16 protein-coding genes and 1 pseudogene are annotated in these 17,309 nt (G+C 44.8%); 10 read left to right on the top strand and 7 right to left on the bottom strand.

Annotation, left to right across the window (positions count from 1 at the left end):
• Window positions 1-159 precede the first annotated feature (159 nt).
• The gene (locus tag L1D11_RS09420) at window positions 160-387 is read left to right on the top strand and encodes a PAS factor family protein (protein ID WP_239833623.1); all 228 of its coding nucleotides are present in this window, start codon (window positions 160-162) and stop codon (window positions 385-387) included.
• A 287-nt stretch (window positions 388-674) separates the two neighbouring features.
• A complete protein-coding gene (locus tag L1D11_RS09415) occupies window positions 675-857 on the top strand; it encodes a hypothetical protein (RefSeq protein WP_004741177.1) in 183 nt (60 codons plus the stop codon).
• 139 nt (window positions 858-996) lie between these two features.
• On the opposite strand, the gene L1D11_RS09410 is transcribed toward L1D11_RS09415, so the two are convergent.
• The 7 genes and pseudogenes from L1D11_RS09410 to L1D11_RS09380 form a co-directional block, all read right to left on the bottom strand.
• Entirely contained in the window at window positions 997-2,289 is a 1,293-nt protein-coding gene (locus tag L1D11_RS09410) for an alpha/beta fold hydrolase (protein ID WP_239833624.1), read from the bottom strand.
• A 315-nt stretch (window positions 2,290-2,604) separates the two neighbouring features.
• Window positions 2,605-3,342, bottom strand: coding sequence for a DUF3726 domain-containing protein (locus tag L1D11_RS09405; protein ID WP_239833625.1), 738 nt, complete (start codon window positions 3,340-3,342; stop codon window positions 2,605-2,607).
• Window positions 3,339-5,152: pseudogene (locus L1D11_RS09400) on the bottom strand (hypothetical protein). The gene L1D11_RS09405 and the pseudogene L1D11_RS09400 overlap by 4 nt, the downstream one beginning before the upstream one ends.
• Before the next feature lie 221 nt (window positions 5,153-5,373).
• Window positions 5,374-6,981 (bottom strand): BCCT family transporter, encoded by a 1,608-nt coding sequence (locus L1D11_RS09395; RefSeq protein ID WP_239862383.1) that lies wholly within the window; start codon window positions 6,979-6,981, stop codon window positions 5,374-5,376.
• Between the two features lie 231 nt (window positions 6,982-7,212).
• On the bottom strand, window positions 7,213-8,208 hold the full coding sequence (locus L1D11_RS09390; RefSeq protein WP_239833626.1) for a membrane dipeptidase: 996 nt from the start codon (window positions 8,206-8,208) through the stop codon (window positions 7,213-7,215).
• Between the two features lie 209 nt (window positions 8,209-8,417).
• Window positions 8,418-9,878: an aldehyde dehydrogenase family protein gene (locus L1D11_RS09385; RefSeq protein ID WP_239833627.1), complete on the bottom strand. Its 1,461-nt coding sequence runs from the start codon at window positions 9,876-9,878 to the stop codon at window positions 8,418-8,420.
• Between the two features lie 186 nt (window positions 9,879-10,064).
• The gene (locus tag L1D11_RS09380; RefSeq protein ID WP_239834776.1) at window positions 10,065-10,463 is read right to left on the bottom strand and encodes a RidA family protein; all 399 of its coding nucleotides are present in this window, start codon (window positions 10,461-10,463) and stop codon (window positions 10,065-10,067) included.
• A gap of 157 nt (window positions 10,464-10,620) precedes the next feature.
• On the opposite strand from L1D11_RS09380, the gene L1D11_RS09375 reads away from it, so the two are divergent.
• The 8 genes from L1D11_RS09375 to atpG all read left to right on the top strand — a co-directional run bounded on the left by L1D11_RS09375 (window position 10,621) and on the right by atpG (window position 17,272).
• Window positions 10,621-11,505 carry a LysR family transcriptional regulator gene (locus tag L1D11_RS09375; protein WP_008217077.1) on the top strand — a complete coding sequence of 295 codons (885 nt, stop codon included), beginning with the start codon at window positions 10,621-10,623 and terminating at the stop codon, window positions 11,503-11,505.
• A gap of 757 nt (window positions 11,506-12,262) precedes the next feature.
• The gene (locus L1D11_RS09370) at window positions 12,263-12,664 is read left to right on the top strand and encodes a hypothetical protein (protein WP_004741168.1); all 402 of its coding nucleotides are present in this window, start codon (window positions 12,263-12,265) and stop codon (window positions 12,662-12,664) included.
• A gap of 1 nt (window position 12,665) precedes the next feature.
• Window positions 12,666-13,436, top strand: a complete 771-nt coding sequence (gene atpB / locus L1D11_RS09365) for a F0F1 ATP synthase subunit A (protein WP_239834775.1) — start codon at window positions 12,666-12,668, stop codon at window positions 13,434-13,436.
• A 45-nt stretch (window positions 13,437-13,481) separates the two neighbouring features.
• A complete protein-coding gene (gene atpE, locus L1D11_RS09360; protein ID WP_004730405.1) occupies window positions 13,482-13,718 on the top strand; it encodes a F0F1 ATP synthase subunit C in 237 nt (78 codons plus the stop codon).
• A gap of 54 nt (window positions 13,719-13,772) precedes the next feature.
• Complete coding sequence (locus tag L1D11_RS09355) at window positions 13,773-14,243, top strand: F0F1 ATP synthase subunit B (RefSeq protein WP_239833836.1); 471 nt, start codon at window positions 13,773-13,775, stop codon at window positions 14,241-14,243.
• Window positions 14,244-14,254: 11 nt separating this feature from the next.
• Window positions 14,255-14,806 (top strand): F0F1 ATP synthase subunit delta, encoded by a 552-nt coding sequence (locus tag L1D11_RS09350; RefSeq protein WP_239833835.1) that lies wholly within the window; start codon window positions 14,255-14,257, stop codon window positions 14,804-14,806.
• Between the two features lie 8 nt (window positions 14,807-14,814).
• Window positions 14,815-16,356, top strand: coding sequence for a F0F1 ATP synthase subunit alpha (gene atpA, locus L1D11_RS09345; protein WP_239833834.1), 1,542 nt, complete (start codon window positions 14,815-14,817; stop codon window positions 16,354-16,356).
• Between the two features lie 46 nt (window positions 16,357-16,402).
• On the top strand, window positions 16,403-17,272 hold the full coding sequence (gene atpG, locus L1D11_RS09340) for a F0F1 ATP synthase subunit gamma (RefSeq protein WP_239833833.1): 870 nt from the start codon (window positions 16,403-16,405) through the stop codon (window positions 17,270-17,272).
• Window positions 17,273-17,309 lie beyond the last annotated feature (37 nt).

Below are 17,309 nucleotides of genomic sequence, written 5' to 3'. Positions count from 1 at the left end.
TCTTTTGCGCTTTAGACGCCCTTTGTTGCTACAACACAATTATAACTAACTGATTACACAATTAAGCAGACTTGCACATAATGCGATCAATCTCGCAGAACAAAGATGACACTAAGTGCATAATACGCAAAATTTTATAATGAGTTACTAAGGACTGATATGGATACAACTACACTCATCTACGATACGTTGGAAGGTCTATCGAGCGCGGAGCCACAGCAACACGCTCAAATCCGCCAAAATCTATATAACCATCTAGATCTATCATTTGAGAAACAGTTGGCTTTGTATTCATCCGTTCTTGGCCCAGCAAGTGCTGGTAGATTGACTGATTTAGACAGTGCCGTAATGTCAGCGCGCAAGATTGTTGGCTTAGACAACAACTAGTCTATCGTCCAAATGAATTCTGAAAAACGCTGCTTTGTGCAGCGTTTTTTTATGCTTCAATTTGCCGCAGGTATAACTGACCAGTGTTGACTATTCTCAACACTCTATCCGGATGAATAGCGATTTAGAGTAATAAGCTCGAACGCTGATAAGTGCAATTTGTCGAAATTTTCAAGTTGCGACCATTCTCATTTAGTTAATCTTATGTTCCATTTTTAACAGGTGTGTAACGACGATAATGGCGCTAATGTTAGTAGCACGTTAACCACACAGCGGATGGAAGAATCATGAGAGTACTTATTGAATACACACAGACAGGCAAATATCGTGATCAAGCTTGGGAAGCACTGACCATTCGCTCGAAAGGCGAGATTCAAGCTGTGACACCATCTTACGCGGCTCAACTTATCGAACAAAATCGCGCCTGCTTAACCACAACAGAACATCAAGATATCGTCATCCAACCTTAATGGCTTATTGAGCTACCCCTCCTAGTTCCTTAAATCGAATAGTTCGATGACCTAACAAAAACGCTGCACGGATGCAGCGTTTTCTTTTTTCTAACGTCGCTTATTTTTAACGCCTTTATTTCAGATAAGGCTAGCGAAATTACTTTGGCAGATTCTCTAATGCTTCAACCATGGTCATCAGTTTGTCTACGATTCTCTCGCCGTCTGCTCGTAAGCCGTTGTGCTCATATTCATTAGTGATCCATGCTTTTGAGTTTGGAATGTTCGCCAGTGTTTCACGGCTGTAATCCAGTTCAACGTACATGTCGTCGGCATAAACAGCACACGCCATAGGCACAGTATTCTTGCCAAGCTGCTCTGCGTTGTACAAAGTGCCCCAATCTGACTTCTCAGCTAAGATATTCGCCGCTTCACGCAGTGGCTTCAGTGTTTCTAGTTGATCAAACATCCATGGGTAGACCATCTCGCCAGTAAACCAGAATTCCCCACCCGATTGATAGTTAAAGTGTGGATACTGCTCGCGAACTCGATGAGCCGACCAATTTGATGCTGTCCCTTGGCAATAGATCGATTCATGCAAAATGGCATAGATTGGATTGGTTAGGTAACCCTGCTCTTGTTGCATTTGATTTAGGAAGCTGTAGCTAAGTTGCTTTTTACCATTAACTTCAACAAACGCACTTTCTAATGTGAAGTACATAGGAAGGTTTGCTTCGCCAGCACCAAGGTTAATACCAATCAATTGGAACTGTTCAACCGTAAATAGCTGACCGTTGGGTAGCTTCACTTCATTGTTAAGTAGATAATCAGAGATCTCACGGCACATGGCTTGTGCTTGTGGGAATTGAGCAAAGAAGGCTGTGTTCTTATCTTCAACACGCTTATAGGTTGCGCGGTAGACATCGTCAGCTTCACGTTCAATAGACGGAATACCGCCCGTGACATAACAGCGTTGCAAGCTTTGTGGGAACAGCGATAAATAGCTCAAAGTGCAAAAGCCACCAAAGCTCTGGCCAATTGTCGACCACTGCTTAACACCAAGTTGCTCACGAATTGCTTCGGCATCACGAACAATGTTGTCAGCTCTGAAATGCGTTAGATATTGAGCTTGTTGCTCTGGAGCAAGATGCGCCAAAGTTTCATGGCTAATTACCGTGCTATTGCCGGTGCCGCGCTGATCAAGAAGCAGGACGCGGTAGTTTTGTAGCGCGCGTTTCATCCAACCGGATTCCCCATTCACACGTGGTGAAGGAAAGCCTGGGCCACCCTGAAAGTAGATAAGCCACGGGAGCTCTTGGCTCTCTTTTGCTAAATCGATAACTTCACGAGCAAAAACTTGAATCTGCTGTCCAGCTTTCGCTTGATAATCGAGTGGTAGTTCAAAATAGTGCTGACGATACAGGATGGTTCCATCTATAAACTTAGCTTGCACGCTTCATTCCTTTTTATTTGGTTCTAATGTCATCGTTACGATTAAAAGTGACGCCCTATGGCACACATATGTAGCAAGATACGCATCGTAGTTCGTAAATGAAACCGTTTGTTTAACATGAATGTGAAGGTGCTTCATTTGATTGCTTAAGGAGTGTTCGTATCGTAACAACCTGTGTCAAAACAGCGCGTTTTTAGGCTTTATCAACAGCTAAGAAAATAAAGCAGTGGGAAAATAAAAAGAGTTTAACGAAGTGAGGATACGTTAAGCTCTTTTGGTGTTATCTGATGTTTATCTTGCGGTAAGTTCAATCCGCTATGAGGCGACTAGCTCTCCTGCCCCTTGAATTGAACGCTGGCTATTTTCAACCAAAATAGCGGTGGCCGTTTCTTTTAATGTCGCCCACTCTGCATCGTTGACCTCAATGCCATCACGCCACGCCTCTTCTTGAGTCTTAAATAACGACTCAGACGTGACATGTATTTGGTAGCCATCTGACAAGCGTTCGATATCGAAATCCTGGACGGAAAGTTCGATGGTCATATTATGGATATGTTCGTCCGATGTCAGAGGCAAATCTGATAAAAACAGTTCTGGAGCAACGCAACCACGGTTAAGTACATACAAGGTGCTCTTTGGGTTTGAGCCATTGTCCCAACGTGCAGTACACGCGATACCTTTCGCCGCGAGTTTCACGAGCTCACTGTAGGCTAACCAGCGGTTGTGGCAGTTATTTAGCTCAATTTTAAGCGATTTGTTACCGACCATTTTTTCAATCGCGTAATCCATCACGACAGGAAGATGACACGCCAAGCTTGCCTTATGCAGGTCAACTTCGACCGTGTTATAACTACTCACTTGAATATCAACTGGGCAGTCGTCCTCTAGCCCCATAAAGTTGCTCGCATTATTAAAATGAAGGACACCATCCAAGCCTACCATTTGTAAATCAGCCACCATGTTCGCTATCACATCGGCTTCGCCACATGTACGACGCATCCCTAAAAAGGCTTTGTTGACGGCCGCAACCAATTCATTGTGAGAAACGATCATAGCGATTTACCTCCATGTTGAGCATTGATATGTGTAGGAACGTTATGTGAATCAGCAAGCTCCGCTTCACTCGGCAACACTGGGAATACCCACTCGTCCTGATGAATTTCGTCAAGCAACGGCGCCCCTTGGAAGAAGGTCACGCGGACCCAACGATCTGAGCGCGGATCAAACTTAGTGGCACCAAACATCGCTAGCTTGCAACGTAACAGATGCATCGGCAGCGACTCTTTGTGAAGCACATTCATCTGAATGTCCCCCATCGCTTTGTTGCCCAGTGTCCATACGCGGCGCGCTATAGCACGATGCTGCGGCTGTTTTACTAAGAACTCAGCTAATGAGAACTCTGGAGTAAACTGCAATAAAGCATGGTACAAGCGGTAAGCTTGACGACCAATATCTAACGGTAGCTCACGCTCTTCACCTAGCTCTTCACCTCGAACACCGAGCCTTGGCTCTTCTTTGTCTTGCGAGCGATACCAGAACCAGTAGTTGTTTTCTGCTTTAGTAAAGTCGGTTGTGATTGCCCAGCGGTACTTCTCTTCTAAGATCACCAACAGATCTTGTATCTTCTTACCGCTAGGAAGTGACAGTGTCTCGCTACAATTCATCTGCTCCTGATGGGCGTCCACTAATTCTGGGTACAATTCCATCAAGCATGAGATAAGGATTTCTTGGGCTTCCATACTCATGTGCTTAGATTGATCGACAAGTTCACCCCATGTTTCACATCGGTTGACTGTAGCATCTAACGTTTGTTCTGCCGCTTTCAACTCAGTGACGGCAGCTTTGTTTAACTCTTGTTGGGTTTCATTGATCGTCACCACCTGCTCTAAGTGACATATGGCTTTAATCACTAGAGCGCGCAATGGCTCAACTAAGCTATTGTCGGTCTGATTAGCTAGCACGTCAGATAGAGCATGTTCACGGGTTGTCATCCATTGATCAACAATACTTGGGTGGTTAATAAGGTATGGCGCCATACCTAAACCTGTCGCATTCCCTACACCCAAGCAACGTTGTAAACCTCGATGTAAAGTCGCAGCTTGCTCACCACCTTGTTGCTCCGCTAGGTAATGAACCCAGTCCAGGCTGAATTCACGCAGCATGTATACCGCACACATTTGAGCGCTGAACGACTGATTGAAATCTGGATTCTTCTCTAGAATTTTGAAGTCAGCGATACCGAACTTACCATTACCATAAACCGCAGTGGTTCTCAGGATGTAGCCCACTTCCGCTAACTCTTTTGGCGTTGGCTGAACCCCTTTAGCCAAGTGGCTCACTATATGTTCAAACACACGCACGCTTTTGTTAGCACGCGCTAAAACAAGTACATTGTTAGGGTTACGGCCTGCTTCTTGTAGCGGTACATTCGCACGAAGTCTCTCAAGTAGAGCGACATCCACATCGCCAAGAACCAAAGCAAATGTTACGTCCCACTTTTCAGCAATTACACGGTCATTTCGCTCGTCGTCTGCAATCTCATCGCAAAAAACAACCAAATGATAAACATGGTTCGGCGTCTCTAACTTATAGATAACATGACCAATTCCTTGAGGGTCTAATTGCCACTCATGCTTCGTCACTTTCCATTGCTGTTGCGCCATTTTGCGAATCAAAGTTCTTACGAAGCTGATACGCGTTTGGTGCATAGCACCTAGTCTTTCCGGTGCCATGACGACCGTTGCGTCACGTAGTGCTGATTCAGTGTAGGTAGAACGATGTGCATCCATTTTGCTCACCACCTTTGTAGTTATAAGGGTTTTGCTAGCCATTCAGAACCGATCGTTGCTGTCTTTTGAAGCATTTATAGCGACAGTATGTTGGTTAGCTTTCACGTTATTGGAGTAAGCGAACTCACCCCTTATTATTTGTCCTGACTAGATCTCTTGACCTAAATAGTTGCCGTCCGATGTATCTTCACCAGTACGGGTTTTCTCTTCCTTCCGGAATCTGGTATCAGCCTAATTTCAAAGGCTGATACCTTGTTTCTCTTTCATTTTTGGAGAGCGTTATCTCTACAGTTTCTTAAAGACCCTGCTCTTTCGCCATCTTGATTGCGATTTGAGGCGCATTCCAAAGCGATGGCAGTAAGATTAAGGACACCGGAATTGCTGTAATTACGATGAACGATTGCAGCGCTGAAATACCGCCAGAGCCTAGAGAAATCAGAATCAACGCCGTTACGCCCATCATCACGCCCCAGAAAGTACGGATGATTGCATTCGGTTCTGTCTCACCACTGATTACAACACTGATCGTGTAAGTCATTGAGTCGCCAGTCGTTACGATGAAGATCGTAGTTAAGATCAGGAACAAGATAGAGATAAGCATCGGCATTGGAAGTTGCTGAGTTACCGCCAACAGAGCACCTGGTAAGTTAAAGCCTTCAAACGCTTTACTTACACTGCCTGGATCTGCGATTTCGAACGCAAGACCAGAGCCACCAATAATCGTGAACCAGAAACAAGTAACAAACGGTGCAACTAAGCTAATGGTTGAAACCAATTGGCGAATACTACGACCACGTGAGATCCGTGCGATGAAGATTGCCATCATTGGCCCGTAACCTAAGAACCAACCCCAGAAGAACACGGTCCACCAGCTCAACCACCCCTCATCACCACGGTATGTCGCCATTGGGATGAAGTTATCGATCATGCTACCTACACCTTGAATGTAGCCGTTAAAGATAAAGTTTGTAGGGCCAAAGATCAGGATGTAAATCATCAATGCCATTGCCAGAATCACGTTGTATCGGCTTAGCATTTGCATTCCGCGGTTTAGACCGCTTAATGCCGACATCGTGTAAAGAACGATAGCGAACAAGATGATGATAAGCTGCGTTGTGAAGCCATCTGGAATCTCAAACAGTGCGTTCAGTGCGTAGCTCACTTGCAAGCCCAAGAACCCGATAGGACCAATGGTGCCCGCCGCTACCGCGACAATACAACATGCATCGATCAAAGCACCGGTGTGACCTTTCAGTGCGCGCTCGCCCAACACTGGATAAAGCAGAATTCGAGGTTTAAGCGGCAAGCCTTTGTCGTAGTGAAGGTGCATCACCACAATAGACGTTAAGCTACCTACGATTGCCCATGCTAGGAAACCCCAGTGCATGAAAGATTGTGATAAAGCGTTCACGGCACCTTGCTGTGCGTTCTCTTGTGCACCGTACAATGGTGGTGGACTAATATAGTGAGCAATCGGCTCTGCTGCAGCCCAAAATACGCCGCCACCCGCAAGTAACGTACAGAAGATGATCGCCATCCAACGGAAGCCGCCCATTTCAGGTTTCGCAATGCCGCCAAGGATAACCTTACCTGTTCGCCCCGCCGCTAGGCCAAGACCAATAAGAAAGGTCAGAAGAAGAAGCATTTGCCAGTAAGGACCGAATACTTTTACCGACCACGCAAAGCCCGTGTTTACAAGGCTTGATAGTAGCTCGCCGTCAAATAAAGCAAGTGTCACGAACAGAGCGATAAAGCCGCCGCTGTACCAAAGTGCTGGGTTGGATAACCCTAATTTGTCTGACGTAGATTCAGACTGGTTTGTGTTGCTTTTTGCATTGCTTGTTGTGTGTGCTTGACCCGCATTTAAGCTTGGAGATTTCACGCTATTGGTTAAATCAGACATACTCTGACTCCAGAGGTTTCTTTGCAGCTGTCATAAAAATGATGACTACAAGGGTGTATTTAACACCTGCCCTATTATTTTTTGTGTTGGCAGGCTAATCCGTGTTTGGGTTACCGCGTTGCGAAATAGACCGTTGTTCCTTTTAAATAGTGAATTTGATTGAAGCAGTTCTCACTAACTGAACGTGTTTAGCAGACTGCTCGTTAGGTGCTTATCAGTAAGAAGCGCAGCTTAACTTTGGCTTTGAGGCTCTAAGCCATCTTTCAAAAAGTTAAACCAGTTTTCTCCTAAGACTTGTCCCGCTTCAGACTCGCTAAAGCCGTGACGCATCAATCCGTTATATATGTTTTCCATACCTGAACTACCACAGAACCAAGGCAGAGCATCAGGCCAACCTGAATTGCTTGCAGAGCCTTCACCGTAGTCCATCGCTTTAGACCAACGACCATTTCTCATCCATTCAAGAACGGCTTGAGGTTGGTTTAAACATAGGTCACTGCCAATACCCAGATGTTCAACGCCCACCATGTCAGCAGTAGTCGCAACCATCTGGCAGAAGTCTTCCAAGGTACATTGGCTACCATTAGGTAGGTGGAATGGGTATAAACTGAATCCGATTAAGCCACCACGAGCGGTGAGTGCTTTAATCACATCGTTTGATTTGTTACGCAGTGCATCATGAGCAAATGTTGGGTTCGCATGGCTGATACAAATAGGACGAGAAGACAAGTCAATCGCTTCAAGTGTTGAGCGTTCTGCACTGTGAGACATATCGATGATCATGCCCACTCGGTTCATCTCTTGGATGGCTTGTTTACCAAAGCGAGTAATACCGGTGTCGTTCTTCTCGTAACAACCTGTCGCCAGTAAACTTTGGTTGTTGTACGTCAGCTGCATGATCAAAAGACCTTGCTTACGCATCACTTCGATAAGACCAATCTCATCGTCGATTGGAGAACAGTTTTGAGCACCAAGGAAAATACCGACTTTGCCAGTCGCTTTTGCAGTCTCAACATCAGCCATTGAGTGAATCGGCATGATAAGGTCTGCATTCTGCTCGAATCTTAAGTTCCACTCTGCAAAGCGAGATAAGGTTTCACGAGCCGTCTCGTGGTAAACCGCGGTAGCGTGAACTGCTGTAATGCCGCTCGCCTTTAGTGTTTGGAAATATTCTCTGTTCCAATTGCAGTATTGCAATCCATCTATAACAATCCGTTGCTGGTACATAACCACTCCTATTGAAAGCTCAGTGTTCTAGCTCGGTTTTGAAAACACGCTCAAGTAACATGTTTTCAAAAAAGGGTTAAATCACTTATCTACTATTATTTCTGATTAGGTTTGAATGTTGACCTGACTCTGAAAATCAGGCCAATTCGATAGCTGGATAGCTTGAGACTTAATATCTTCAGCTATCCAATTCTTATATAGAGAGCAGATCAGTAAGGACGCTGGTAAGCCGTCTTCACTACTGTGTAGAACTCTTTCGCGTATTGACCTTGCTCACGAGGACCGAAGCTAGACTCTTTGCGGCCGCCAAACGGTACGTGGTAATCCGTACCTGCGGTTGGTAGGTTGACCATCACACAACCAGTTTGCGCTTGTTGTTTGTACAGTGCGCTAGTACGTAGGCTTTGAGTGATGATGCCGCCTGTTAGGCCAAAGCGAGTGTCGTTAGTCGTTGCAATCGCTTCATCTAAGTCAGCCACTCGAATCACGCTTGCCATTGGTGCGAATACTTCCTCTTGGTTCACTTCCCAATCGTTTTTAGTGTTCAAGAACAGTGTTGGAGCCATGTAGAAGCCTTCGTGTTGCATGCTCAAGCGCTCACCACCGAATGCCAGCTCACCGCCGCTTTGACGTGCTTTCTCAACCCAACCTAGGTTCGCTTCAAGCTGGTTGCCATCAACAACTGGGCCCATGAACACGCCCTCTTCTAATGCGTGACCCACTTTCAGCTCGCTCATACGTTTAATCAGTGCTTCAACGTACTGGTCGTGAACGCTATCCATCACCACAAGACGAGAAGACGCTGTACATTTTTGACCTGCGCCAGAGAAAGAGCCGGCAATGGTCGCTTCAACTGCGGTTTGAATGTCTGCATCATCAGCAATAACCAGCGCGTTCTTACTGCCCATTTCCAATTGGCAACGAACGAAGTTTGGTGCGGTAGCTGCTGCTACTTTACGGCCTGTGTCAACAGAACCAGTAAAGCTGACACCGTTCACTTCTTTAGAGTTGATCAGTGCGTCACCAACCGTTGAACCACTACCTAGCACAAGGTTGAACGTACCTGCTGGGATACCTTGGCGATGAATGATCTCAGTAAGCGCGACCGCACTTGCTGGTGTTAGGTTGGCTGGCTTCCAGATAACGCTGTTACCGAAGGCAAGCGCTGGAGCAATCTTCCAAGCAGCAGTTGCAGTCGGGAAGTTCCAAGGTGAGATAATGCCGATAACGCCTACCGCCTCACGAGTCACTTCAACAGAAACGCCAGGTCGTACTGAGTCTGCGTTGTCACCAATTTGGCGTAGCACTTCAGCCGCAAAGTATTGGAAGAACTGACCTGCACGGTAAATCTCACCACGCCCTTCAGCAAAAGGCTTACCTTCTTCACGAGAAAGCAAAGTACCTAGCTCATCACAACGGGCAATCAGCTCATCACCAATGGCTTGAAGTACCGCTTGTTTGCGTTCAATCGGCGTCTTTTCCCACTCTGGTTGAGCGTATTTTGCCGCTGAAATCGCTTGTTGAACTTGCTCTGCACTTGCTTGTGCAAAGTTGCCAATATTTTCAGAAATGTCTGATGGGTTAATGTTCGCAACGGTGCTTACACCCGCTTGCCATTCACCGCCAATATAAAGTGCGTTTTCTGTTTGAACATTCTGTAATTGAGTCATCATTCTGTCCTTGTAACGTTAGGTTGCGGTTGAGTCTGGCAACCATCGAATTAATTAATAAATTGTTAATTTATATAGAGGATAAGTATTAATTTTGTATCTAGACGTAAACCATTCGCTTGTATCAATAAAGATCTGCATAGACAAACAGCTTTGATTGGCAAATTGCCTCAGTTAACAGTCCATTTATGCAGGTTGAGACGCCGATGCATAAACCACGAACTCAACCAACATCTCTTCTCTAGCTAGCCCTGCAACAACGACTGCTGCACGGTTTGGATAAGGTGCGTTGAAGTATTCTCCGTATACGCTGTTTACCGTTTTCAAGTACTCACGGTCAGTCACGTAGATCAGAACCTGCAGCACAGAATCCATCGATTCGCCTGCACACTCCAAGGTGTGAACAAGGTTGTTAAAAGTCTGACGCGTTTGCGCTTCAATACCGCCTTCTACTACTGCGCCCGTTTCATCAATTGGAATCTGAGCCGTGTATAGAGTGCCGTTGTTAACGATTGCCCACTCTAGTGGTGCTTTTGAAGCAAAAAGAGCGGTTTTTACTGGGTGTTTTTTAGTTTGTGCGTTCACGATTTCATCCAACTTTGTAACAACTATGTTTCAAGATGGTTAAATACTGCACCTTGACGCCTGATAAATCTAACGGTAAATTTTGTGCATTTGATAAATAAAATCTATCACCTTGCAAAAAGTAAGGTATAGCAAGGGCTAGAGAGGGATCGAAGTCATGAGTATTAAGCTACAACAGTTAAAACATTTTGTTTTAGTCGTCGAAGAAGGTGGGTTTCGAGCTGCTTCTCACCGAGCCAATCGCTCTCAGGCGGCACTGTCTACTTCGATAAAAGAGCTTGAGAAAATACTCGGTCAGCCACTGTTTGAAACAGGCAATAAATCTACGCTGACACCTTTCGGTGAAATATGCCTACCAAAAATCATCCAATTCTTGAATGTTTACAAAGCATTAGACAATGACTTGCGTGCAGCGGCGGCTGGGCAACAAGGAAGAGTTCGAATAGCGAGCGTGCCGTCGGTGGCAGCCAAATTGATCCCTAGCGTGTTAGGGGCCTTTTGTGAGCAATACCCAAACGTTGAGGTGAGCCTGATTGATGATAATGCGGCAGGTGTAGAAGCAAGATTACTTTCTGGAGAGGTGGATGTCGCCCTAGGCAACACCTCCCATTTAGAAGAAGAGAGTATCGACTTCACTCCACTTCTTTCCGATCCTATCGGTGTGGTCTGCTTAAAGGACAACCCAATTGCCGCTCAACCCGAGGGCATAGAATGGCAAACTTTGTTAAAACAGCCGTTCATTCGCAACGGGACTTGTACCCTACTCGATCCTACACCGGCACGTATGCTTAGCGAGCAAGCCCTGTATTCGGTAGAAAACATCACTTCTCTATTTTCTGTGTTGGAATTAGGCATTGGGGTAACCACACTGCCTAAGCTTGCTTTCCCAACCAATGAAACGCGTTTAGTGTGGATTCCTTTGATCGACCCGCCGTTACAGCGTCAAATTGGAATATTCCGACTGTCTGACCGTACCATCTCACCCCAAGCGCAAGCTTTTCATGATTTGTGTATTCAATATCTGAGTTATGAAGCGCCATAAGCAAAATGTAACAAGTGGCAGTGCGTCACCGCCACTTGTTACTTCAGAATACGCTTTACGTGGTCGAATCAACCACAATCAACGGGCTATGAAGTAAGGTTTAAACTTCATAAAAACGGTTTTAACACTCTCAATTCTTTCCCTCACCTTCCAATCTAACCGGCCATAAATACCTCAATGAGTAGCAAAAACGTGAATAACCATTGATGTGACACAGTTTTTCCACGCTTCATGAGTAATAGATAAAAAATATATATTTCTGCGTTAATAAACGCACGCTGCTCGTTATAAATAGCTAAATAGTGATTAAATCACACATCTAGCACCCAACTCTTACCCTTATGAAAACAATCTTTAAGTGCATGAAAAGTATAGATTAACCACCTTAATATCACTTAGCGTGACTCTGAATTATTCAGGCAATTCTTAATACTTCAAGTTATCAATAAAGCATCTGAAATATTCATGATTAAAGTGACAGAATTATTACTTTCACAAATGAAAAGCACCTATTTCAAAAATGGAATTATTGATGTCGATATTTGTCGTTTTGATCACATAATTTTAGGCGTAGTTTATATTTTGTCGAAACGAGAGCGAATTAGTTTATACCGTTCTATTTCGTCAGGAGATATAAAACCAGCAAGATTATATCTTTGTTAACAAGCAAAGTTTTATTAACAAGTAAATGCGAGTAGCAAGACATATTCATACTGTGTTTTATATGAGCTTACACTGTTAAATATAAGGTTTTATTATGAGGCTTAACGGAATAAGTGGTGACATTCTTGTTGCAGCTAAAAGAGTTGTTCTCTGCCAAATAGTATTAGCCGTCGGTGTAGTTTTATATGAAGTGTTTTTTGGTAATAAAGTAGATATGGAATCATCAGCTTTGGGCATCGTTATTGCGATGTTGCCTCCGCTGTTTGGTTTTATATATGCAAGCCTAAAGGTGCGCAAGAACCCTAATTATAGTTTACGTGACTTAATGCAAATGAGTCGTGTCGTGAAAATAACTTATACGTTCTTAATGTTTATCTTGGCGTTCCAGTTTTTCAAATTGGATAACCCAGTAATATTGTACGCATATATTCTCACGATGGTTGGGTACTTCTTAACACCATTTATTACTGCCTCTACAAGATCGGAGTACGTGTAGTATGGATCAAGTAACTACCGCTCACGAATACATAGAGCACCACTTAACCTTCTTAACTACAGGCGATGGTTTCTGGGCGTTCAACATTGACTCAATGTTGATATCTTGGATTACAGGTTTACTGTTCATTGGTGCGTTTCGATATGTGGTAACTCGCGGCACTAGCGGTGTTCCGGGTCGTTTTCAATGTTTTATCGAGCTTATCTTTGATTTCGTTAACAACCTAATCAAAGAGATTTTTCAAGCGGAGGATAAATTAATAGGGCCACTGGCATTAACCACTTTTGTTTGGGTGTTGTTAATGAATGCAGTTGACCTATTACCTATAGATTTAATACCGGGGTTAACTCGTGTAATGGGTTTAGGACACTTTAGGGACCTACCGACAGCGGACGTAAACATCCCTATGTCGATGGCACTTGGTGTGTTTATTCTACTGTTAACTTATACGTTTAAAAATAAAGGTTTGAAAGGCTTTATCAAAGAGCTCACTACTCAGCCATTTGATAACCCTCTTTTATATCCTGTTAACTTAGTTCTTGAATTAATAACATTAATTTCAAAGCCAATATCACTAGGCTTACGATTATTCGGAAACATGTATGCAGGCGAGATGATATTCATCCTTATCGCACTAATGCCTTGGTGGATGCAATGGGCACTAAGTGTTCCATGGGCCTTATTCCACATATTAATCGTATTCTTACAAGCATTTATATTTATGGTACTGACCGTTGTTTATTTAGCAATGGCAACAGAAGAACACCACTAATTAATAATTAAAAACTAACTAACACATTATTTATCGGAGATACAAATGGATATCGTAAGCGCAGTTTTATATGTAGCGGGTGCACTACTGATCGGTTTAGGTGCAGCGGGTGCAGCATCTGGTATTGGTAACTTAGCAGGTAAATACCTTGAAGGTGTTGCTCGTCAACCAGACCTTACTCCAATGCTTCGTACTCAATTCTTCATCATGATGGGCCTTGTTGATGCTGTACCGATGATCGGTGTTGGTATCGGTCTATACATCATCTTTGCCGTTGCTTAATTAAAAGCTTTGAAAAGATCGATTTGTAAATAATCAAGATTTAGTGAGGAAGGTATGAATTTAAATGCCAGCATGTTTGGTCAAGCAATCTCATTCGTGATTTTTGTTTGGCTATGCATGAAATATGTATGGCCCCCTCTCACCGCGATGTTAGACGCGCGCCAAAAAGAAATCGCTGATGGTTTACGCCACTCAGAGAATGCAGCGAAAGAGCTAGAACTAGCAAAATCAAATGGCGCACAACTCGTCGCAGATGCGAAAAAAAATGTGACCGAACTGATTGAGCAAGGCAAAAAACGCCGCAACGAAATCATCACATTAGCGCACGAAGAAGCAGAGCAAGAAAAAGCGCGCATCCTAGAGCAAGGCAGAGCCGAACTAGAAAGTGAGCGTCAAAAGTTACGTCGTGAACTTCAGGCAGACATGGCAGACGCTGTAATTCAAAGTGCACAGAAACTGATCAACAAAAACCTAGATTCAGAAACAAACCGAGCGTTAGTTGATCAACTCATTAGCGAACTGTAAGCGGAGGCAGTATGTCAGATTACACCAATATTGCTCATCCCTACGCGAAAGCCTCATTTGACTTTGCTTTGGGTGAAAACAAGTTACAAGAGTGGCACTCAATGCTTTCGATTCTTGTGGCAATAACGGAAGAAGAAGCGATCGCTGATCAGATTATCTCAGCAGAAGGGGCAAGCGCCCAACAAACTGAACAGCTCGCCAATCTCATCATTCACGTTTGCCAAGGGTTGGTTGATGAACACGTTATCAACCTAATTCGAGTGTTGGCTGAGAATGGTCGCCTTTCCGTCGTAAAAGACTTGTTTAGCTTGTTCAGCGAGCTGAAGGACGAACATGAACGTGTAATTCCTGTCACTGTCACCAGCTCAGAATGCCTTACATCAGGTCAAGTTACCTCATTAACGGCTGCACTTGAGAAGAAATTAGAGCGTCAGGTTGAATTAGAACAGGTGATTGACGACTCACTGGTCGGTGGGATCGTCATCAAGGCGGGTGAAACCGTTATAGATGGTTCATTGAACACATCAATAAGCCGATTAGCTAATCAACTTCACGCGAGATAGGTAATAAAATGCAATTAAATTCAAATGAAATTAGTGATCTAATTAGAGAACGAATCTCGCAATTTAACGTGAGCACTGAAGCTCGCAACGAAGGCACTATCGTATCGGTTCGTGATGGCATCATCACCATCAACGGTCTTGCAGATGTGATGCAAGGCGAGATGATTGAACTACCTGGCGGCAAATACGCACTTGCACTTAACCTAGACACCCACTCTGTTGGTGCGGTGGTAATGGGTCCTTACATTGACCTTTCTGAAGGCATGAAAGTAAAAGGCACTGGGCGTATCTTGGAAGTACCAGTCGGTAATGGGCTTCTGGGCCGTGCAGTAAACACTCTAGGTGAGCCGATTGATGGTAAAGGTCCCGTAAGTTGTGACCGTCTTGACCCAGTAGAAGTGATTGCCCCAGGTGTAATTGAACGTAAGTCTGTAGACCAGCCAATTCAGACTGGCTACAAAGCGGTCGATACCATGGTGCCTATCGGTCGTGGTCAACGTGAACTGATCATCGGTGACCGTCAGACAGGTAAAACGGCACTAGCAATCGATGCCATCATCAACCAAAAAGATTCAGGCATTAAATGTGTGTATGTGGCGATTGGTCAAAAAGCGTCAACCATCGCTAACGTGGTTCGCAAGCTCGAAAAGCACGACGCACTTAAAAACACCATCGTGGTTGTCGCATCTGCATCAGAATCAGCAGCACTGCAATACCTAGCACCCTACGCGGGTTGCACCATGGGTGAATACTTCCGTGACCGTGGTGAAGATGCACTGATCATCTACGATGACCTATCCAAACAAGCGGTCGCTTACCGTCAAATCTCATTGCTACTTAAACGCCCACCGGGCCGTGAAGCCTTCCCTGGCGACGTATTCTACCTTCACTCACGCCTGCTAGAACGCGCAGCACGAGTCAATGCAGAGTATGTAGAGAAGTTCACTAACGGCGAAGTAAAAGGCCAAACAGGCTCATTAACCGCGCTGCCTATCATTGAAACTCAAGCAGGCGACGTATCGGCATTCGTACCAACCAACGTAATCTCAATTACCGATGGTCAGGTTTTCCTGCAGACTCAGCTATTTAACGCAGGCTTACGTCCAGCCGTTGACCCAGGCATCTCGGTATCTCGTGTGGGTGGTGCTGCCCAGTGCAAGATCATCAAGAAGCTATCTGGCGGTATCCGTACTTCACTGGCTCAATACCGTGAATTGGCGGCATTCGCTCAGTTCTCTTCTGATCTAGATGAGATGACGCGTAAGCAACTTGACCATGGTGAGCGTGTGACTGAACTGATGAAGCAAAAGCAGTACTCCCCTATGTCGGTTGCAGAGCAAGCTACTGTGATTTACGCGGCTGAAAAAGGCTACTTAGTCGATGTTGAGCTAAACAACCTAGCCCGCTTCGAAGAAGAGCTGATCGCGTACGCCAAAGCTCAAAACCCAGCGCTGATCGACAAGATTAACACGACAGGTGATTACAACGACGAAATCGATAGCGCTCTTAAAGAGATTCTAGAAGGTTTTGTTGGGATGAAAGCTTGGTAAGTGCTCCGGTTTGTTAGCTGGAAACAAAAACAAATAGGAGCAGATTATGGCAAGTACTAAAGAAATTCGCACCAAGATAGCCAGTGTTAGTAACACCCAGAAAATCACAAGTGCAATGGAAATGGTCGCGGCAAGTAAGATGCGTAAGGTTCAAGACAACATGACGCAGACGCGACCATATGCCGAAAACATGCGTAAAGTTATCTCCCATGTTGCATCAGGGTCGCTGGAATACCAGCACCCTTACCTTCAACAGCGTGAACCCAAGCGCGTGGCTTACATCATTATTTCGTCTGACCGCGGTTTATGTGGTGGCTTGAACTCCAACTTGTTCAAGAAAGTGCTGGAAGAAATGGAGCAATGGCGTGCTAAAGGCGTTGAGGTAGAAACCACCTTAATTGGTTCAAAAGCTATCTCATTTTTCCAACGCGGCGGCAATGTTATCGCACAAACCTCAGGCCTAAGTGACGCACCAAAGTTAGAAGACATCTTAGGTACGGTTAACGCGATGCTTGGTCACTATGACGAAGGCAAAATCGACAGCTTGTACTTAGTCTACAACCAGTTCGTTAACACCATGGTTCAGGCTCCAACGACTTTACAGCTTCTACCCCACCCTTCTGACTCAGAGGCAGACGGTGAAGCCAAGAAAGAACGTCGTTGGGACTACATCTATGAGCAAGCACCAAAAGACATACTCTCTGAATTGTTACACCGATACATCGAATCTCAAGTGTATCAAGGCATCGTTGAGAGCATTGCCTGTGAGCAAGCTGCCCGAATGGTCGCCATGAAAGCCGCTACCGACAACGCAGGCCAGCTCATCGATGATTTGCAGTTGGTGTACAACAAGGCACGACAAGCTGCCATTACCCAAGAACTGAGTGAAATCGTCTCAGGTGCTCAAGCTGTCTAAAGGCAAAAATGAGCGGGTCAGAATAGAATTTGAGGAA

The organism is Vibrio sp. Isolate32 (genome assembly GCF_022397955.1).
Taxonomy (GTDB): Bacteria; Pseudomonadota; Gammaproteobacteria; order Enterobacterales; family Vibrionaceae; genus Vibrio.
This window is presented reverse-complemented; position numbering and strand designations above follow the sequence as displayed.

Bases quoted from the DNA above. Each gene is read 5' to 3' on its own strand.
- L1D11_RS09355 (WP_239833836.1), top strand. From the start codon at position 13,773: ATGAATTTAAATGCCAGCATGTTTGGTCAAGCAATCTCATTCGTGATT.
- L1D11_RS09390 (WP_239833626.1), bottom strand. From the start codon at position 8,208: ATGTACCAGCAACGGATTGTTATAGATGGATTGCAATACTGCAATTGG.
- L1D11_RS09350 (WP_239833835.1), top strand. From the start codon at position 14,255: ATGTCAGATTACACCAATATTGCTCATCCCTACGCGAAAGCCTCATTT.
- L1D11_RS09375 (WP_008217077.1), top strand. From the start codon at position 10,621: ATGAGTATTAAGCTACAACAGTTAAAACATTTTGTTTTAGTCGTCGAA.
- L1D11_RS09420 (WP_239833623.1), top strand. From the start codon at position 160: ATGGATACAACTACACTCATCTACGATACGTTGGAAGGTCTATCGAGC.
- atpB (WP_239834775.1), top strand. From the start codon at position 12,666: ATGGATCAAGTAACTACCGCTCACGAATACATAGAGCACCACTTAACC.
- atpA (WP_239833834.1), top strand. From the start codon at position 14,815: ATGCAATTAAATTCAAATGAAATTAGTGATCTAATTAGAGAACGAATC.
- L1D11_RS09405 (WP_239833625.1), bottom strand. From the start codon at position 3,342: ATGATCGTTTCTCACAATGAATTGGTTGCGGCCGTCAACAAAGCCTTT.
- L1D11_RS09395 (WP_239862383.1), bottom strand. From the start codon at position 6,981: ATGTCTGATTTAACCAATAGCGTGAAATCTCCAAGCTTAAATGCGGGT.
- atpG (WP_239833833.1), top strand. From the start codon at position 16,403: ATGGCAAGTACTAAAGAAATTCGCACCAAGATAGCCAGTGTTAGTAAC.
- atpE (WP_004730405.1), top strand. From the start codon at position 13,482: ATGGATATCGTAAGCGCAGTTTTATATGTAGCGGGTGCACTACTGATC.
- L1D11_RS09370 (WP_004741168.1), top strand. From the start codon at position 12,263: ATGAGGCTTAACGGAATAAGTGGTGACATTCTTGTTGCAGCTAAAAGA.
- L1D11_RS09385 (WP_239833627.1), bottom strand. From the start codon at position 9,878: ATGACTCAATTACAGAATGTTCAAACAGAAAACGCACTTTATATTGGC.
- L1D11_RS09415 (WP_004741177.1), top strand. From the start codon at position 675: ATGAGAGTACTTATTGAATACACACAGACAGGCAAATATCGTGATCAA.